We start from the raw sequence: 14,928 nt of genomic DNA, 5'->3' as shown, positions 1-14,928 counted from the left end.
GCCGGGCCTCAGTCGGGCAGGTCATTCCAGTGCAAGATGAGGTTGAAGAGGAAGCGGAAGTCGGACGGATTGAGATGCCGATGGAGCGGGTTGAAGGCGTAGAGGACGACCCGCCCCTGCCCCACCGGCAGGTCGGCGATGGCCGGCTTGCCGGCCACCCGGTCCGGATGATCGACGAAGCCCGACAGCACCAAGGGGCGATCCTCGACTTCCGGTTCGGCGACCTCCTCGGGCACCGGCAGCTCCTCGACTTCGAGCTCGTTCTCGCCGACCAGGATCTCCTCCTCGACCAACAGCTCGTCGTCGAGGATCTCCTCTTCGACCACCTCCTCGGCGGCCAGAGAGGGCTTCTCCTCTTCCTCGAGGGCATCGCCGAACTGCAGCACGATGCGCGCCTCCTCACGCTCGTCGACCTCGAACAGAAGACCGTTGCCGCGGAAGACGCTGGTGCGCTCCTGATATCCGTAGGTCAGAGGATGATCCGGCCTCACCACCCGTGCCGCGAGCTCCGATCCCGGCGTCCGAACCGCCTGCCGGGCGCGCCCAACCCGCGGCACCAGCCCGCCCTCGACGGGCAGCACGGTGCCGTTGCCGAAGGCCGCCAGCACTCCCCCGTCCTCGACGAAGCGCTGCAGCTCGAGCAGGCCGGCGAAGCCCATGCCGCCGGTGATGTCCGGCGAAGAATTGGGCAGCCCATGGGAGGGAAACTCGGTGGTCTGGGTGTAGGCCAGCGGGCTCCAGCGGCGGTCGATGCCGTGGATCATGCGGCGCAGGCTCGAAACCGCCGGCGGGAAGAGCAACACGTCGAACCGGCTGCGCAGTCCGCCGCGGCGCAGATCGTCGGGGCTGACCAGCTCGTACTGCAGACCCTGCCGGTCAAGGCTGTAGCGCGCCCAGCCAGCATCCTGAGTGCGCACCCAGGTGTGGACGACGCCGACGCGCGGCAGGTCGACCACGTGCCGGCGCACCGACGGCACCGCCAGCGCCGGGCGCACCTCGAGGCCGAGCTCGGCGGCGACCTGCTCCACCAGGGCGCGCGGCGCCTGAATCAACCAGCTCCCCACCGGGTAGTCGACGCCACCGTCGGAGAAGGCCTCCTCGGCGGCATCGACCTGGTAGTCGGCGAGGTAGAGACGGGCTCTCAGCAGGGAGGTCTGACCGCGGTCGGCGAGCAGGAAGAGACCGGTGCCGAAGTCGCTGCCCTGCACTCCCCCGGCCCGCGGCAGGGGCGCCGCGACCGCCGCCATGGGAGCCTTCAACAACGCCGGATCGTCGATCAACCGGCCGCTGACGCCGTGCAGCAGAGGCCAGGTCCAGGCGACGTCGTCATAGGGCGGATTGGGCTCGTCCTTGGGAAACTCCTGTCGCGAGAGGAAGTTGAGAGCGCCGTTGCGGGCCGGTTGATCGAAGCGCACGACGTAGGAGTCGGCGGCGACCTCCTCCTCCCCGAGGGTCACCGAGTCGACCAGGCGATGGACCTCGATGCGGTGCTCGAGGAGCAGTTCGACGAGGCTCGCCAGCCGCCCGGGATCGCGCTGCTCGCGATCGAAGACCCAGCCGTGGGGAGCCTCGTCGCGGCCGTTTTCGATCGCTCGCGAGGCTTTGCGCCAGAGGTTCTCCTGCAGCTGGTCGGCGTGGAGGGCGGCATAGTCGAGGCCCGCCAACACGCCGGCCTGCATGAAGTTGGTGTTGTTGCGCATCGACCAGGTGACTTTCTCCGCCGGCGGCCAGGGGCGGTACCACTCGACCTCGGTGACCTTCTCGCCGAGGAAGCGCACCTCCGAGAGGTCGCGCTCGAAGGTTCCCGGGTGGACGTTGCCGAAAGTCTCGTAAAACCGTCCGACGGCGTTGTGGTTGTGGGCCACGGATACCAGATAGCCGGGCCACCAGCCGTCCCAGAAGCCCCACACCCAAACCCCGGGAAGACCCTGCGCCTGCAGGGTCGACGCCTCATGGTGGGCCATCTGGGTCCACTCGTTGATGGTCACCGGATCGACCGCCGGGCTGTAGGGGCCGTGGCCGGTCGAGATGTAGAGCAGAGGCAACGACTCATGGAGGTCGTGCATCACCTGCGGCCGGTAATCGAAGAAGACCCCCTGAACGGCGCGCGTCAGGGCCTGGGTGCGCTGCATGCCGTCGCGGTTGTTGTCGTGGAAGATGTAGCGCCCCCAGTAGGGCGGCGAAGCGATCTCCTGAATGTCCCGCCACTCGAGAGCGCTGCCGTCCGCCTTCGTCCGGCCGGCGAGGTGGCGGCGATACCATTCCACCACCCGGTCCCGGCCATCGGGCTCGACCACCGGCGTGATCAAGACCACCAGCCGCTGGCGCATGCGCTGGATCTCCGGGCGCTCGCTGACCGCCAGCCGGTAGGCCAGCTCCATCAGCATCTCCGGCGATCCGGTTTCGCGCGAGTGCAGCCCGCCGAGCAGGTAGTAGACCGCCGGCGTCTCGGCGACCAGGCTGCCCATTTCGACCTCGCTGGTACGGCGGGGGTCGGCCAGGCGCCGACTCTGGCCCTTGATCGCATCGAGGTTGGCCAGCTGACCCTCGGAGGAGATCGCCACCAGCACCATCTCGCGGCCGCCTTCACTCTTCCCCAGCACCTCGAGGGAAACCCGTGGGCTGGCTTCCGCGAGGCGCCGGAAGTAGCCGTGCACCTCGGCCGTCGTGCTCAGCACGTCGGGAGCGCCGGCGATGTGGCCCAAGACATCCGCCGGCGAAGGGACCGAATCCGACTCCGGTACCGACGCCACCGAGTCCGGCAGGTAGCGCTCCGCGGTGGTGGCGGCCCGAATCGCCTCCGCACTGCCGGCTTCCGGCGTGTCCACCGACTGAGCCGACAGGGGCGCGATTGCCAGAACCAGAACGAAAACCGGAAGGACCCCGATGGGGGCCATCATGTTGCGCAGCTTCATGACCGCTCTCCTCACGTCTCGATACGGGCCGGCTGCAGACGGCACGCCGGTGTCATCGCTCCGGCGCGCCCCGCGGCAGGGCACCTGATCGCACAATAGCTCTGCAATCTATCCCGAGGCTCCGCCTTCTCCAAACCTCGCCCGCCGCTTCCGTCGCCTGTCCCTCCTGCTCTATGCTGCTGCCATGGACCCAGCGATTCGGGAGCTCACCGACGCCCTGCGCCGAGCCCGCGGCCGGCCCATCGTGATCGTCACCGGCGCCGGCATCAGCGCCGCCAGCGGCATTTCCACCTTCCGCGGCAGCGACCCCGATGCGGTGTGGAATCAATACGACATCGAGATGGCGACTTTCGGGTTTTTCGAAAGGGATCCGGTGGCACAGTGGCGCTGGTACCTGGAGCGCTTCCGCCGCGCCCTCGCCGCTGAGCCCAATCCCGCTCACCACGCCCTGGTCGCCCTCGAGGGCTGGGCCGAGGGTCGATTCGATCTGGTGACCCAGAACATCGACACTCTGCACGAGCGCGCCGGTTCTCAGGCCCTGATCAAAGTCCACGGCAGCGCCGACCGGGTGCGCTGCTCGCGCGCCGGCTGCTCCCTTGGCGAGCCCATCGGCTCCCTGCCGCGACACGAGAAAGACTTCGCGCCCTTCCTCGCCGAGCCGCGGCGCGACAACCTGCCCACTTGCCCTGAGTGCGGTTCCCTGCTGCGTGCCCACGTCTTGTTCTTCGACGAGTACTACACCGCCCACCGCGACTATCGCTACCGGGAAGTGGCCGATGCCGCCGAGCGCGCCGAGCTCTTGATCTTCATTGGCACCTCGATGGCGGTCGGCGTCACCGAGATGTTCCTGCAGGCGGCGGCCCGGCGGGGAGTTCCCGCCTACTCCCTCGATCCCGCCGCCGAGCGCGTGCCACGCGGCGTCCGCCCCCTCGCCGCCAAGGCGGAAGAGCTCCTGCCGGCCGTGGCGGTCGAGCTCGCCTCCTCACGGATCGACTGACCTCGCCGTTCCCCCACCGGCCAGCTGGGGGGTGAGTACTTTCTGCTCGCCATTCGTCAGACCAGTAGTTTCTTTCCTGGTTCTTCAATGGCGATTCAAAGCAGATCGTAGGGAGGCAGTCATGAAGTCAGCATGGAGCATGTCATCGAACCGGTGGGTAACCTTCGGCCTCTCTCCACCCTGTCGGAGGGGCCTCGGGTCGATCCTGGCCATTCTCCTCTGGGGGCAGGTCGCACTGGCAGCACCTGCTCTGTCAGACACGCAGAGGCTAGGCACTGCGATGTCGCCGAATCCACCGCCGCGGGCGGAGTCTTCCAACGAGGACGTCAGGATTCGCGTTTCGCTTCAGGGATCGACGGATCAGCAGGCGGAGCTCGAGGCTGAGGCCGAGTGCCTTTCGCAGGTTTTATTGGCCGATTCTCGGGTGGTGGATCGCTTCGAGTTCACCCATGCCGTCCTGATCTTCCCCAAGGGTTCCTCGACTGTCGGACCAAGCCCGTTCAACTATCCTGTGCCGGCACCTGACACGAAACAGGAAAGGCAACGCTTCGGGGTCTTGATTCAGTGCCAAGGCAAGGCTGCCTGGCTCGGCGCCTTCGAGCTGCAGATCGTCCCCCGACCGCCGGACGATCCGAGACCACCGAGCCCGTCCCCCGAGTTGGTGATCAACGATCTCGGTCCACCAGTTCCCCCGAGCGGGAACGGCTTTCTCGACATCGAGGCCGGAGTGGAGTTCTCTCGCAACGAGAGCGGCCTTGCTATCGCCGAGTACCTATCCGCCGAGCTCGGCATCAACCTCGGCCGCGCCTCGATCTCATTGCGGTTGCAACAGCAAGATGCCGAAACCGAGTCCTCTTCCGACGAGCTTTCCGACGTGGGGTTCCGTTCCGACAGCGCGACGGGCTCGACGCTGACCACCGGAGAAATCGTCTTCGCCATGGAGCCGATGCGCCATCGTCTGGTGAGACCGCGATTCCAAGGCGCCCTGGGCTATGGAAAGATCTTAGGAAACAGTGATCGAAGGAGCGACCGCGAGGGATTCAGCCCGGCGATTTCTGCCGGATTCGTCGCCGACCTGACCTACCGCGTCTCGGCCACGGCGGATGCAACGCTGCGCTATCGCGCCAAGGCCGAAGAGCTCTCCGGAGACTTTCGGCTCGGACTGAGGTTGCGATTCTGATGGCCCGCGAGCCGGCACTCGATGAGAGTCCACCAAGCCGAGTCGAATCACGAACCCTTCGACGCCAACGCTCCCAACGTCGGGAGCGGAGCTTGACCGCCATGCAACCATCCGACTCCCGAGCGGCCGCAGAAAGTCCTGCCCCGAATTCGCAGCGTGGCGCGGACCAGGCGAAGCTCGAACGGCTGCGCAAAAACCTATTGCAGACGGTTCATCGCCTGCTCGGTTCCCGCCATCGCCAGATGGCGGAGGACATCGTGCAGGAGGCTCTCACCAGAGTCCTCGAGAAGCTCGGTCCCGATGGGCTCGTCGAAGCCTCCCCCGGCCTTCTGTACAAGACCGCCTACCACGTCTTCATCGATGATCGCCGCCGCTCCGGCAGAGTTCAGTTTCATGGCCTCGACATGATCGCAGCACCTCCGCTTCAGAGTCCCGGGCAAGAACGCAGACTCTCGGACCAACGGTTCAGCGGCATGGTGGTGTCCTGCCTGAAGCTTCTAGCCTCGGCGCGACGGCAGGCTGTGTTTCTCAAGGTCTTGGGTTTCTCGGCCAAGGACTCGGCCAGAATCTTGGGACGCACCGCGCGCCAGATTCGCAACCACATCTTTCGCGGGATCACCAACCTCAGAAGCTGCCTCGACGAGAAAGGAGTCCACGATTGAATTCCTTCGAAGCCGAGATTCAACGCCTTCGATCGGCGGTCCTGACGCACCAAGCGAACGAGCCAGGCCCCGAGTGCCCGAGCAGCGAAGAGATCTGGCGAGCCACCAGCGGTGAGTTGGCGCCGGCTCGGGGACGTGCCATCGTCGAGCATGCCCTCGGCTGCCGGGCTTGCTCGGTCGCGCTGGAAGTCGCCAACGATCTCGTCAATGGCGCCAACGCAAGCGACCGGCCAGCCGCCACGAACCGCCACCGTTCGCGACTCGCTCCTCTGGTGGCGGCCGCCGCCCTCGCGCTGATGGTCGTCCTTCTGCCTCGTCCCTGGCATGAAGAGTCGGCGTCCCGCCGCGGCACTCCTCTCCTCGAGGAGTCCCAGCGGCACAGCGAGCGGCTGCCGCGCAACCAGGCAGTGCTGCGATGGCGCGGCGATCGCAGCCTCGGTACCTACGGCCTACGAGCTCGCTGGCTCTCCAACGACTCCGCCGGAGAGCTCTGGAACGGTGAGGCGATCGCGGTGCAGTCCGACGAAGTCGAGGTTTTCTATCGCGTCGCGCCGCAGGAACTTTCACCGGTACCCGATGGCGCTCGACTGTACTGGACGGTCGAGGTCATGGTGCGCGGAACACCGGTCCGCAAGACCTTCTCCGCGGTGCTCGTCGAGTAGGGTGCGATCACTTTTCGGAGGAAAAACGTAGGTCGGAGTCTCCGATCAAGACGAAGGTCGCCCAGTCATCGGGCGGGGCTTGGGACGACCTCATCTCGACCCTCGCCCGATGCAGCGCCTCCCCCGCCGACACCCCCTTCGCGAGCTGATCGTAGAAGCTCAGCACGAGCCGCGACGCGTTGCGATCGGAGACCGGGCGATGACTCGCGATGACGCTGCGGGCGCCGGCCTGCAAGAAGGCCCGCGCCAGGCTCATGATGCCCTCACCCTCGACCAGGGAACCGTTGGCGCCCTCGCAGACTCCCAGCACCACCAGCGGCGGCACTCGCCGCAACTGGACGATCTCGTGGGGTTGCAGCAAGCCATCTTGATCCAAGCTGCCCGGTGCCAGGCAAACCGCCGAGCGGCGAGGCTTCCCGGGAACGGCCTGAGCATGGGCGGCGAAGTGCAAGATCGAGAAGCGCCCCAGATCCAGGCTCATCAGGGACTGCTCGCTGGCCTGCCGGCGCGCCAGCACGCTGCCCACGCCCAGCAGGCTCTTGACCTCACGGCCCTCGGACCTGCCGTACCGAAGCGGTTTGAGAGCGAGGCAAGGCTCCGTGATGGCGACCTCCGAAGGCGACCACTCGCCCTCTGCCAGCGGCTCGGGATCCACCAAGGCGAGAACCGAAGCCGGGGGAAGAGGGGTCCGCTCCTCCACCCGCTGGAGGAAGAGCCGGGCTGACGGCGTATAGGAGAAGCGCAGACCCTCGAAACGAGGTCGATCTTCTTCCGCCAGCAGCAGAAGATTGAAGGGAAGATGGTGCAGCGCACCATGAGGACTGATCACCAAGTGACCGATGCCAGGGGGCAGAAGCTCCAACACTGGAGCCAGGACCGCCCTCCGAATCGGTTCGACGAGGATGCCGAGCTGCCCGGCCCACTGCTCGGGCTCATTGCCCTGCGTCAGGACGTTCAAGGTCGACAAGAAATCGATCCGCCGACTCGCTTCTTCGCAGCCCTCGAGGGCGAGACCTCGACTGCCCTGCGGGGTGACCAGGATCGCCCAACAGCCGGCTCCCAGGCCCCGCAGGACAGTCTCCCCGCTGGCGAAGAGGTAGGAAACGTAAGCCTGGTCGCTTTCGAGGGCACCCTCGATCTTCTTCAGCAAGGGCGTGTCGAGGCGCAACGCCACCGCCGCTCCCCGATCCGGTCCTTGGCTGTAGACCTCCTGGTCGATCAACCGTTCCACGGTGACCCGATCTGCCGCCAGCTCGTCGAAGGAGCGTCGCGAATAATCGCGCTGGGCGATTCGGCGATTGATCTGGCTCAGTTGAGAAGACCAAGTCGCAACCTTGTCGAGCCGTCGAGTCGTTCCGCGAGAGCCCTCCGTACGGAGGCCCTGGAGCGCTTCGAGGAGAGACCGGCTGCGCATCGTCTCGACGAGAGCGAAGGCCTGCCCGAGAAGCGCGCCGCTGTCGCCCGCGAGAGACTCACGGAGCACCAGTCCAGCAACCCACTGATAGTGCTCGCCCCAGGCCGAGACGACCCCCGTACGTCCGGCGGAGCCAGCCTGGGAAGCCCGCAGACCTTCGACCTCATGGAGCAAATCGATGCCGGCAGCCATCGCCTCCTGGCGGCGCCCGAGGGCCCAAAGGACCTCGCTGCGAGCCCGCCGGACCACCAGCCTCGACCACGAGGAGTCAGCCCCAGCCACCAACTCCTCGGCCTCGCCGATCAGGTCCAAGGCTCGCCCCCGGGAACCATCGGGGTTCTCATTGGCGAGCTGAACTGCCAGGGCGGAAAGGCACTTCACCCGCTGCCGGGCATACCTGCCGCCATCCCGCGCGGTCACCGAGAGGCAGCGTTCGAGACTCTGCCGCTCGCCGAGGAGCTGCCCCTTGAGCCACAGGGAGTCGAGCACGGCACTGCGGTTCGGATGGCAGATGTCGACCTCTCCGAGGTGCCCCAGGGCCTCCTGACGGGTCGCCGAGGACCAGAACTCCCGGTCGGCGATCTCAATCCCTGCCAGCAGATTGCGAATCGTCGGCGCCGCATGGAGCTGCTCGCCGTAGTGAGAGACGATCTCTCGGCCGTAGAGCCTCGCCTGGTCATACTGGCCAAGAGCGTAGAGGGTCGTGGTCATCAGGTGGAGCCACTGTGGCCGCAGCGGCTCCAGCGCCTCGGCATCTTCCTCCACCTTGAAGAGAGACTCGGCGGCCAACAGGAGCGAGTAGGTCTTGGAGAGAAGCTGACCGGCATTCAAGTGCTCGGCTTCGGCCAGATAGGTTCTCAGCCTGGTCGCGGCGTCGAGATCCTGCTCCCGGAGGGCCACGATCGCCGCGATATCCCGATCCGCCTCGCGACGTTTTCCGATCACGATGTGGTATCTCGCCGCTCCACTCAGGGCAACGACCTCGAGGCTGGTGGCGCCTTGCCGCGAAAACGCGTCCGCCGCTTCACGAAAGAGCGCGCCCACGTCCCTGCCACTCGCGAACCAGCGAAGCTCCGCCAGCTTGTAGGGAATCCAACCGTTGTCGGCCCCCTCGGACCTGACGCTCTCGAGTCGATCGATGGTGTAAGTGCGATGGCAGCGATCGGCGGCGATGGTCAGATCTTTCGCGGCCGCCGCCGTCGGGTTGTCCCGAAGCCCGTCGATCAGCTGATCGATCCGCAACCTGGCCGCCGGCTCGTTCTCGCACCGCGGCGGCGCAGGGCAATCCATCGTCTCGCCGTCGAGCGCCACCGCAGCAAGGAAGAAAAGGGCAACAATAAGAACCCTTATTTTCGACCTTTTGAGCATTTTTCAATGCTAGCACGGCAATCCGACCCCTGACGCACGAGGCATCTCGACCGACTGCGAGCAAGTGCAGACGGTGGAAGAAGCCGTAGGTTCTTGAAGATGCAAGGCAGCCGTCGCTGCCACGACGCAGCCGTACTCGGCGTACTGCGAGGAGAGCAAGCGACGGATAGCGCCGCAGATTCGGGGACCTACGGACGCGCAGCGGAAAGCTGGTGAGAAAGGTCGGGCTAGCCCGCCCTTCTCACGAGGTTTCCTCGCGAGAGGCCGAAGGTTCTTGAAGATGCAAGGCAGCCGTCGCTGCCACGACGCAGCCGTACTCGACGTACTGCGAGGAGAGCAAGCGACGGATAACGCAGCAGATTCGGGGACCTACGGACTCGCAGCGGAAAGCTGGTGAGAAGGACGGGCTAGATGCGGCCGGCGATCAGCATCGCCATCTCGAGGGCCTGCTCGTAGTTGAGGCGAGGATCGACGAAGGAGCGATAGGCGCGCTCGAGGTCGTCGTCAGCGAGACCGCGGGCGCCACCGGTGCACTCGGTGACGTCTTCGCCGGTGAGCTCGATATGCACCCCACCGAGGTAGCTGCCCGCCGCCTGGTGGATGTCGAAGGCGGTCTCGAGCTCCGCCAGGATGGCCTCGAAGCGCCGCGTCTTGCGGCCGCGGGAGGTTTTCTCGGTGTTGCCGTGCATCGGATCGCAGCACCACAGCACGGTCTTGCCGCTCTCGCGCACCGCCTCGATCAGGGGTGGCAGCCCATCGGCGATGGCGCCGGCGCCGAATCGATGGATCAAGGTTAGACGGCCGGGCTCGTCCTGCGGATGCAGCCGGTCGAGCAGCCGAAGCAGACGATCACGGGTCATCGCCGGCCCGACCTTGACCGCGATCGGATTGCGCACGCCGCGGAAGAACTCGACGTGGGCACCGTCCGGATCCGCCGTCCGCATGCCGATCCACGGCAGATGGGTCGACAGGTCGTACCAACCCTCGCGGCGCGGCACGCGCCGCGTCTGGGCCTCTTCATAGCCCAGATGGAGCCCTTCATGGCTGGTGAAGAAGTCGACCCGCTTGAGCTGCCCGACGGTGCGCCCGGCCAAGGTCTCCATGAAGCTCACCGCTTCCCCGATGGTCTGCACCATGCGCTGGTAGTCGGTCGCCCGCGGCGAGTGCTCGACGAAGTCGAGCTGCCAGTACTCGGGGTGATGGAGGTCGGCGAAGCCGCCTTCGATCAGGCCACGGATGAAGTTGAGGGTCAGCGCCGAGCGCTCGTAGCCGCGCAGCAGGCGATCCGGCGAAGGCATCCGGTCCTCGGCGGTGAAGGCCGCCCCATTGACCAGGTCGCCGCGGTAGCTCGGTAGGGTGACGCCATCGATGGTCTCGAGATCCGAGGACCGCGGCTTGGCATACTGGCCGGCGAAGCGGCCGACGCGAGTCACCCGCTTCTTGCCGCCGTGCAGCAGCACCAGGCTCATCTGCAGCAGGATCTTGAGCTTGCTGGTGATCGAGTCCGCCCGGCAGTCGTCGAAGATTTCGGCACAGTCTCCACCCTGTAGGAGAAAGCGCTCGCCGCGCGCCGCCTCACCGAGCTGCTCCTTGAGGGAGGCGATCTCCCAGGAGGTCACCAACGGCGGCAGCGAACGCAGCTCCGCGAGGGCCTTCTCGAGAGCGGCGGAGTCCGGGTAATTGGGCTGTTGCAGGGCTTCTTTGGAGCGCCAGGATTCGGGAGTCCAGTCGAGCATCGTCATTCCCCTTCGAAGCTCGACATCCTACACCGCCGACCGGCACGGCGGAACCGCTCACCGTCGCAAGTCAATCACCCAATCGACGGCCCAGGAGATGGCCTCCACCAGCAGGGGCCTCTGGTACCTGCCGAAGGACTCCATCGGCACTGCCGCCACCGGCGGCCGTTGGCGCTGGGCCTCGCGGGCGGCGGCCACCGTCTGGCGCTCGGCGCGGTCGAGCCCCCCATCCTTGATCCAGCCCAGAATGCGGTCGAGCTCGTCGGCATCGAACCACAGGCCATGCTCCTTGCACAGGTCGACGATCACCCCGCTGCGCCGACCGTAGTTCTGCCGGTTCATCAGCTTGCCGCAGATCGGGCAGGGCCGGTACATGGGAACATCCTCCGGGCGCGCATCGACCGGGCTGGTGACGGTCCCGGAGGCAGAGCCGACGGAAGTGTCCGAAATACTGGTCGGCACGTGGCCGCCGCGCGCCTGCCGTCCGAGGCGCTCGAAGACATCGCGCTCGAGCCAGATACCGGCACAGCGGGCACACTCGAGGATCGCCAGGCGGCCGACCCGACGACTGCGCAGGCGGCGCCCGTCCTCTTCCGACGGGCAGCTCGGACACGGCACCTCGGTGGGCGTCGACTCGGCCCGCGTCGCGGTCATCGGATGGGCGCAGGAGTGGCAGTACTTGGCGCGCCGGCTGAGGCGAGTCATGCAGTGCGGACAGAGGGCCGACAGGTCGAGCTCGTGGATGGTGAAGTCGGCACCGCAAAAGGCGCAGCTCTCGGCACCGTCCTGGCGCGGCCCGCCGCACGAGCTGCAGTGGATCGCGGCCGACTCGTGGGGCTGCGGCGTCGGCACCGTCACGATCGCTCCGCAGGAGCAATGGAACCGATTGCCCGGCAATTGCCCGGTGACGTCGTATTGTCGCGCGCACTCGGCACAGCCAGCCACCAGCTTGAACTCGGTCATGGTCATCAGTCTACCTCCGCCAATCCCTTGACAGATCCTCGGGGGGACCGTAAAAAAGATTCACATCACGTTCGAAATCCGCCGCCCCGCCCACGCGGTGCGGCGCATACTGCGGAGGATCCGTCTTGCTCAAGCGCCTTGCCACCCTGTCGCTACTCGCCATCGTCGCCTTCACCTTTGACTTCCGACCGGCCACCGAAGCGGCGGTGACGGTGCGCGACGAGATCGAGGGCCTCGCCGGCCAGGCACGGGTCGAGCGCGACCGCTGGGGCGTTCCCCACATCACCGCCCAGAGTGAAACGGACCTCTACTTCATGCAGGGCTGGATCCACGCCGCCGACCGCTTCTTCCAGATGGACGTCACCCGACGCCAGGCCAGCGGCACCCTCGCGGAGATCCTCGGACCGCCGGCGATGGGCAACGACGTGCAGCTCCGCACCCTCGGCTTGCGGCGCGCCGCCGAGCGCTCCTGGGGCGTCCTCACGCCGGTTTCCCAGGCCCACTTGGAGGCCTACGCCCGCGGCGTCAACACGTGGCTCGCGACTCATCCCCTGCCCATCGAATACGGCGCCCTCGAGCTCACCCAGACGGCCCCCTGGACTCCCGTCGACAGCCTGGTGATCGCCAAGGCCATCGCCTTCAACCTGTCCTTCGATCTCGACATCGAAGCCTCCCTCACCCTGGCGGCCTATCAGCAGGGCCTCGGCGCCGCCGGTGCCGCCCTCTACTTCGAGGACCTCTTCCGCAGCGCGCCCTTCGACCCCGCCTCGACGGTGCCCGACGCCGCCCGCGCCGCGCTGCCGGAGGCCGATGCCGCGATCGCCCCGGCGACCATCGAAAGCACCTGGAAGGCGGCGGTGGCGGCTGCGCCTCCGATGTCCGCCATTACGGCCGACCTGGCGCAGAAATTCCTCGACCGGGCGAGCCGAGTCCCCATGCTCGAGAGCGCCCTGCGCCCGCTGGAGCGCATCGAGGGCTCCAACGAATGGGGGGTGAGCGCCGGACGGACGCGCAATCGCATGCCGCTGCTCGCCAACGACCCCCATCTCGCCCTCGATTCGCCGGCCACCTTCTACCCGGTCCACCTGCGCACCGCCGACGGCCGCCTCGACGCCCAGGGCAGCAGCTTCGCCGGCGTCCCCTTCCTGGTCCAGGGACAGAACCGCTTCATCTCCTGGGGCTCGACCACCAACCCGATGGACGTCACCGACACCTTCCAGGAGACGCTGGTTCCGGACGCCACCTCGCCGAGCGGTCTGAGCACCGTCTACATGGGCAACCTCGAGCCGGTGATTCCGCTGCCGCAGGTCTTCATCTACAACCAGATCGGCGACAGCGTGCCCGACAACGGCGTCCCGGCGACACCCGGCAGCGAGGTCGGTGGGGTCACCATTCCGCCGGCGGTGCTGATCGTGCCACGGCGCAACAACGGCCCCATCGTGGAGCTCGACACCGCCGCCGGCAGCGCCCTGTCGGTCCAGTACACCGGCTTCTCCGCCACCCGCGAGATCGACGCCTTCCGGTTCTGGATCCGGGCCCGCAGCGTCTCCGATTTCCAGAGCGCCTTGCGCTTCTTCGATGTCGGCTCCCAGAACTGGATCGTGGGTGACATCCGCGGCAACATCGCCTACTTCACCAGCGCCGAAATGCCGATCCGCGAGGATCTGCAGCAGAGTCGGGTCGAAGGCCTGCCGCCCTATTTCATCCGCAACGGCAGCGGCGGCAACGAGTGGTTGCCGGTGGCCAACCCCCAGCCTGGCCAGGCGATTCCCTACGAGATCCTGAGCGCCGAGGAGATGCCCCAGCTGATCAACCCGGCGTCCGGCTACTTCGTCAACGCCAACAACGATCCCGCCGGCACCACCCTCGACAACGACCCCCTCAACCAGCTCCGTTCCGGCGGCGGCATCTATTACCTCAACGCCGGCTACGCCCAGGGCACACGCGCCGGCCGCATCACCCAGGCCCTGAAGGCCAAGCTCTCCCAGGGTAGGGTGACCGCCGCCGACATGCGGGAGATCCAGGGCGACACGGTGCTGCTCGACGCCCAGGCGCTGGTGCCCTACATCTTGACCGCCTACGAGAACGCTCACCGCCAGGGCGCCGATCCCGCCCTCGTGGCTCTCGCCGACAATGCCGGAGTGGCCGAAGCCGTCAACCGATTGGCCCATTGGGACTTCAGCACCCCGACGGGCATCGCCGCAGGCTACGACGCCGGCGACCGCGCCGGCCTGGCGGCGCCGTCTGCGGACGAGGTCGCTTACAGCGTCGCCGCCACCATCTACTCGGTCTGGCGGGGCCAAGCACTGCGCAACACCATCGACAGCGCCCTCGGCACCCTCGGCCTGCCGGGTCCCGGCAGCGGCCGCTCGATGATCGCCCTACGCCACCTCCTCGACGTCTTCGCCACCCAGCAGGGTCGTGGCGCCTCGGGGATCGACTTCTTCCCAGTCGACGGCGTCGAGGACGCCGCCACGCGCCGCGACATCGTGCTCCTCGACAGCCTGCGGGACGCCCTCGATCTCCTCGCCGGCCCCGCCTTCGAAACTGCCTTCCACGGCTCGACGCAGCAGGACGATTACCGCTGGGGCTACCTCCATCGGATCGTCTTCGACCACCCCCTGGGCGGTCCCTTCTCGGTGCCGATGACCGATCCGCTGCCGGGTCTGCGCGGTATTCCCGTCGACGGCGGCTTCGGAGTCGTCGACGCCTCGAGCCATTCGGCCCGCGCCGACTCCGTCGACGACTTCATGTTCGGCGCCGGACCGGTGCGCCGCTATGTTGGCGAGTTGGGAGGCGCCCCGGGGCAGATCTACGGCGAGACCAGCCTGCCCGGCGGCTCTAGCGGCGTGCTGACCAGCCGCTGGTTCGGCTCGATCCTCGATCTCTGGCTGCGCAACGCCACCTACCCGATCCTGCAGCGCCACGACGAGCTGCAGCCGCTGGTGACGGTGCGTACGGTCTACGAGCCCAAGGGCTAGCCCGCCCTTCTCACCAGCTTTCCGCTGCGAGTCCGTATGTCCCCGAATCT

Annotated in this window: 9 protein-coding genes; 5 read left to right on the top strand and 4 right to left on the bottom strand. The window is 67.0% G+C overall.

What is annotated here, in order from left to right; genetic code table 11:
* Positions 1 to 8: 8 nt before the first annotated feature.
* On the bottom strand, positions 9 to 2,915 hold the full coding sequence (locus tag AAF604_08765; protein MEM7049738.1) for a M14 family zinc carboxypeptidase: 2,907 nt from the start codon (positions 2,913 to 2,915) through the stop codon (positions 9 to 11).
* Positions 2,916 to 3,099: 184 nt separating this feature from the next.
* On the opposite strand from AAF604_08765, the gene AAF604_08760 reads away from it, so the two are divergent.
* The 4 genes from AAF604_08760 (at position 3,100) to AAF604_08745 (ending at position 6,416) form a co-directional block, all read left to right on the top strand.
* Positions 3,100 to 3,912, top strand: coding sequence for a Sir2 family NAD-dependent protein deacetylase (locus AAF604_08760; GenBank protein ID MEM7049737.1), 813 nt, complete (start codon positions 3,100 to 3,102; stop codon positions 3,910 to 3,912).
* Positions 3,913 to 4,192: 280 nt separating this feature from the next.
* The gene (locus AAF604_08755; protein MEM7049736.1) at positions 4,193 to 5,092 is read left to right on the top strand and encodes a hypothetical protein; all 900 of its coding nucleotides are present in this window, start codon (positions 4,193 to 4,195) and stop codon (positions 5,090 to 5,092) included.
* 101 nt (positions 5,093 to 5,193) lie between these two features.
* Complete coding sequence (locus AAF604_08750) at positions 5,194 to 5,754, top strand: RNA polymerase sigma factor (GenBank protein ID MEM7049735.1); 561 nt, start codon at positions 5,194 to 5,196, stop codon at positions 5,752 to 5,754.
* Positions 5,751 to 6,416, top strand: coding sequence for a hypothetical protein (locus tag AAF604_08745; protein MEM7049734.1), 666 nt, complete (start codon positions 5,751 to 5,753; stop codon positions 6,414 to 6,416). Before AAF604_08750 ends, AAF604_08745 begins: the two co-directional genes overlap by 4 nt.
* A gap of 7 nt (positions 6,417 to 6,423) precedes the next feature.
* On the opposite strand, the gene AAF604_08740 is transcribed toward AAF604_08745, so the two are convergent.
* From AAF604_08740 to AAF604_08730, 3 genes are all read right to left on the bottom strand, one after another.
* On the bottom strand, positions 6,424 to 9,072 hold the full coding sequence (locus AAF604_08740; GenBank protein ID MEM7049733.1) for a CHAT domain-containing protein: 2,649 nt from the start codon (positions 9,070 to 9,072) through the stop codon (positions 6,424 to 6,426).
* 533 nt (positions 9,073 to 9,605) lie between these two features.
* Positions 9,606 to 10,940, bottom strand: coding sequence for a 3-deoxy-7-phosphoheptulonate synthase class II (locus AAF604_08735; protein ID MEM7049732.1), 1,335 nt, complete (start codon positions 10,938 to 10,940; stop codon positions 9,606 to 9,608).
* 51 nt (positions 10,941 to 10,991) lie between these two features.
* Positions 10,992 to 11,903, bottom strand: a complete 912-nt coding sequence (locus AAF604_08730) for a zinc ribbon domain-containing protein (GenBank protein ID MEM7049731.1) — start codon at positions 11,901 to 11,903, stop codon at positions 10,992 to 10,994.
* 119 nt (positions 11,904 to 12,022) lie between these two features.
* On the opposite strand from AAF604_08730, the gene AAF604_08725 reads away from it, so the two are divergent.
* Positions 12,023 to 14,878 (top strand): penicillin acylase family protein, encoded by a 2,856-nt coding sequence (locus AAF604_08725; GenBank protein ID MEM7049730.1) that lies wholly within the window; start codon positions 12,023 to 12,025, stop codon positions 14,876 to 14,878.
* Positions 14,879 to 14,928: the final 50 nt, after the last annotated feature.

The sequence above is a fragment of the Acidobacteriota bacterium genome (assembly GCA_039028635.1).
GTDB lineage: Bacteria > Acidobacteriota > Thermoanaerobaculia > Multivoradales > JBCCEF01 > JBCCEF01.
This window is presented reverse-complemented; position numbering and strand designations above follow the sequence as displayed.

What these genes read in the sequence shown, in the direction of transcription:
- AAF604_08760 (MEM7049737.1), top strand. Translation starts at nt 3,100, where the DNA reads ATGGACCCAGCGATTCGGGAGCTCACCGACGCCCTGCGCCGAGCCCGC.
- AAF604_08755 (MEM7049736.1), top strand. Translation starts at nt 4,193, where the DNA reads ATGTCGCCGAATCCACCGCCGCGGGCGGAGTCTTCCAACGAGGACGTC.
- AAF604_08730 (MEM7049731.1), bottom strand. Translation starts at nt 11,903, where the DNA reads ATGACCATGACCGAGTTCAAGCTGGTGGCTGGCTGTGCCGAGTGCGCG.
- AAF604_08735 (MEM7049732.1), bottom strand. Translation starts at nt 10,940, where the DNA reads ATGACGATGCTCGACTGGACTCCCGAATCCTGGCGCTCCAAAGAAGCC.
- AAF604_08765 (MEM7049738.1), bottom strand. Translation starts at nt 2,915, where the DNA reads ATGAAGCTGCGCAACATGATGGCCCCCATCGGGGTCCTTCCGGTTTTC.
- AAF604_08750 (MEM7049735.1), top strand. Translation starts at nt 5,194, where the DNA reads ATGCAACCATCCGACTCCCGAGCGGCCGCAGAAAGTCCTGCCCCGAAT.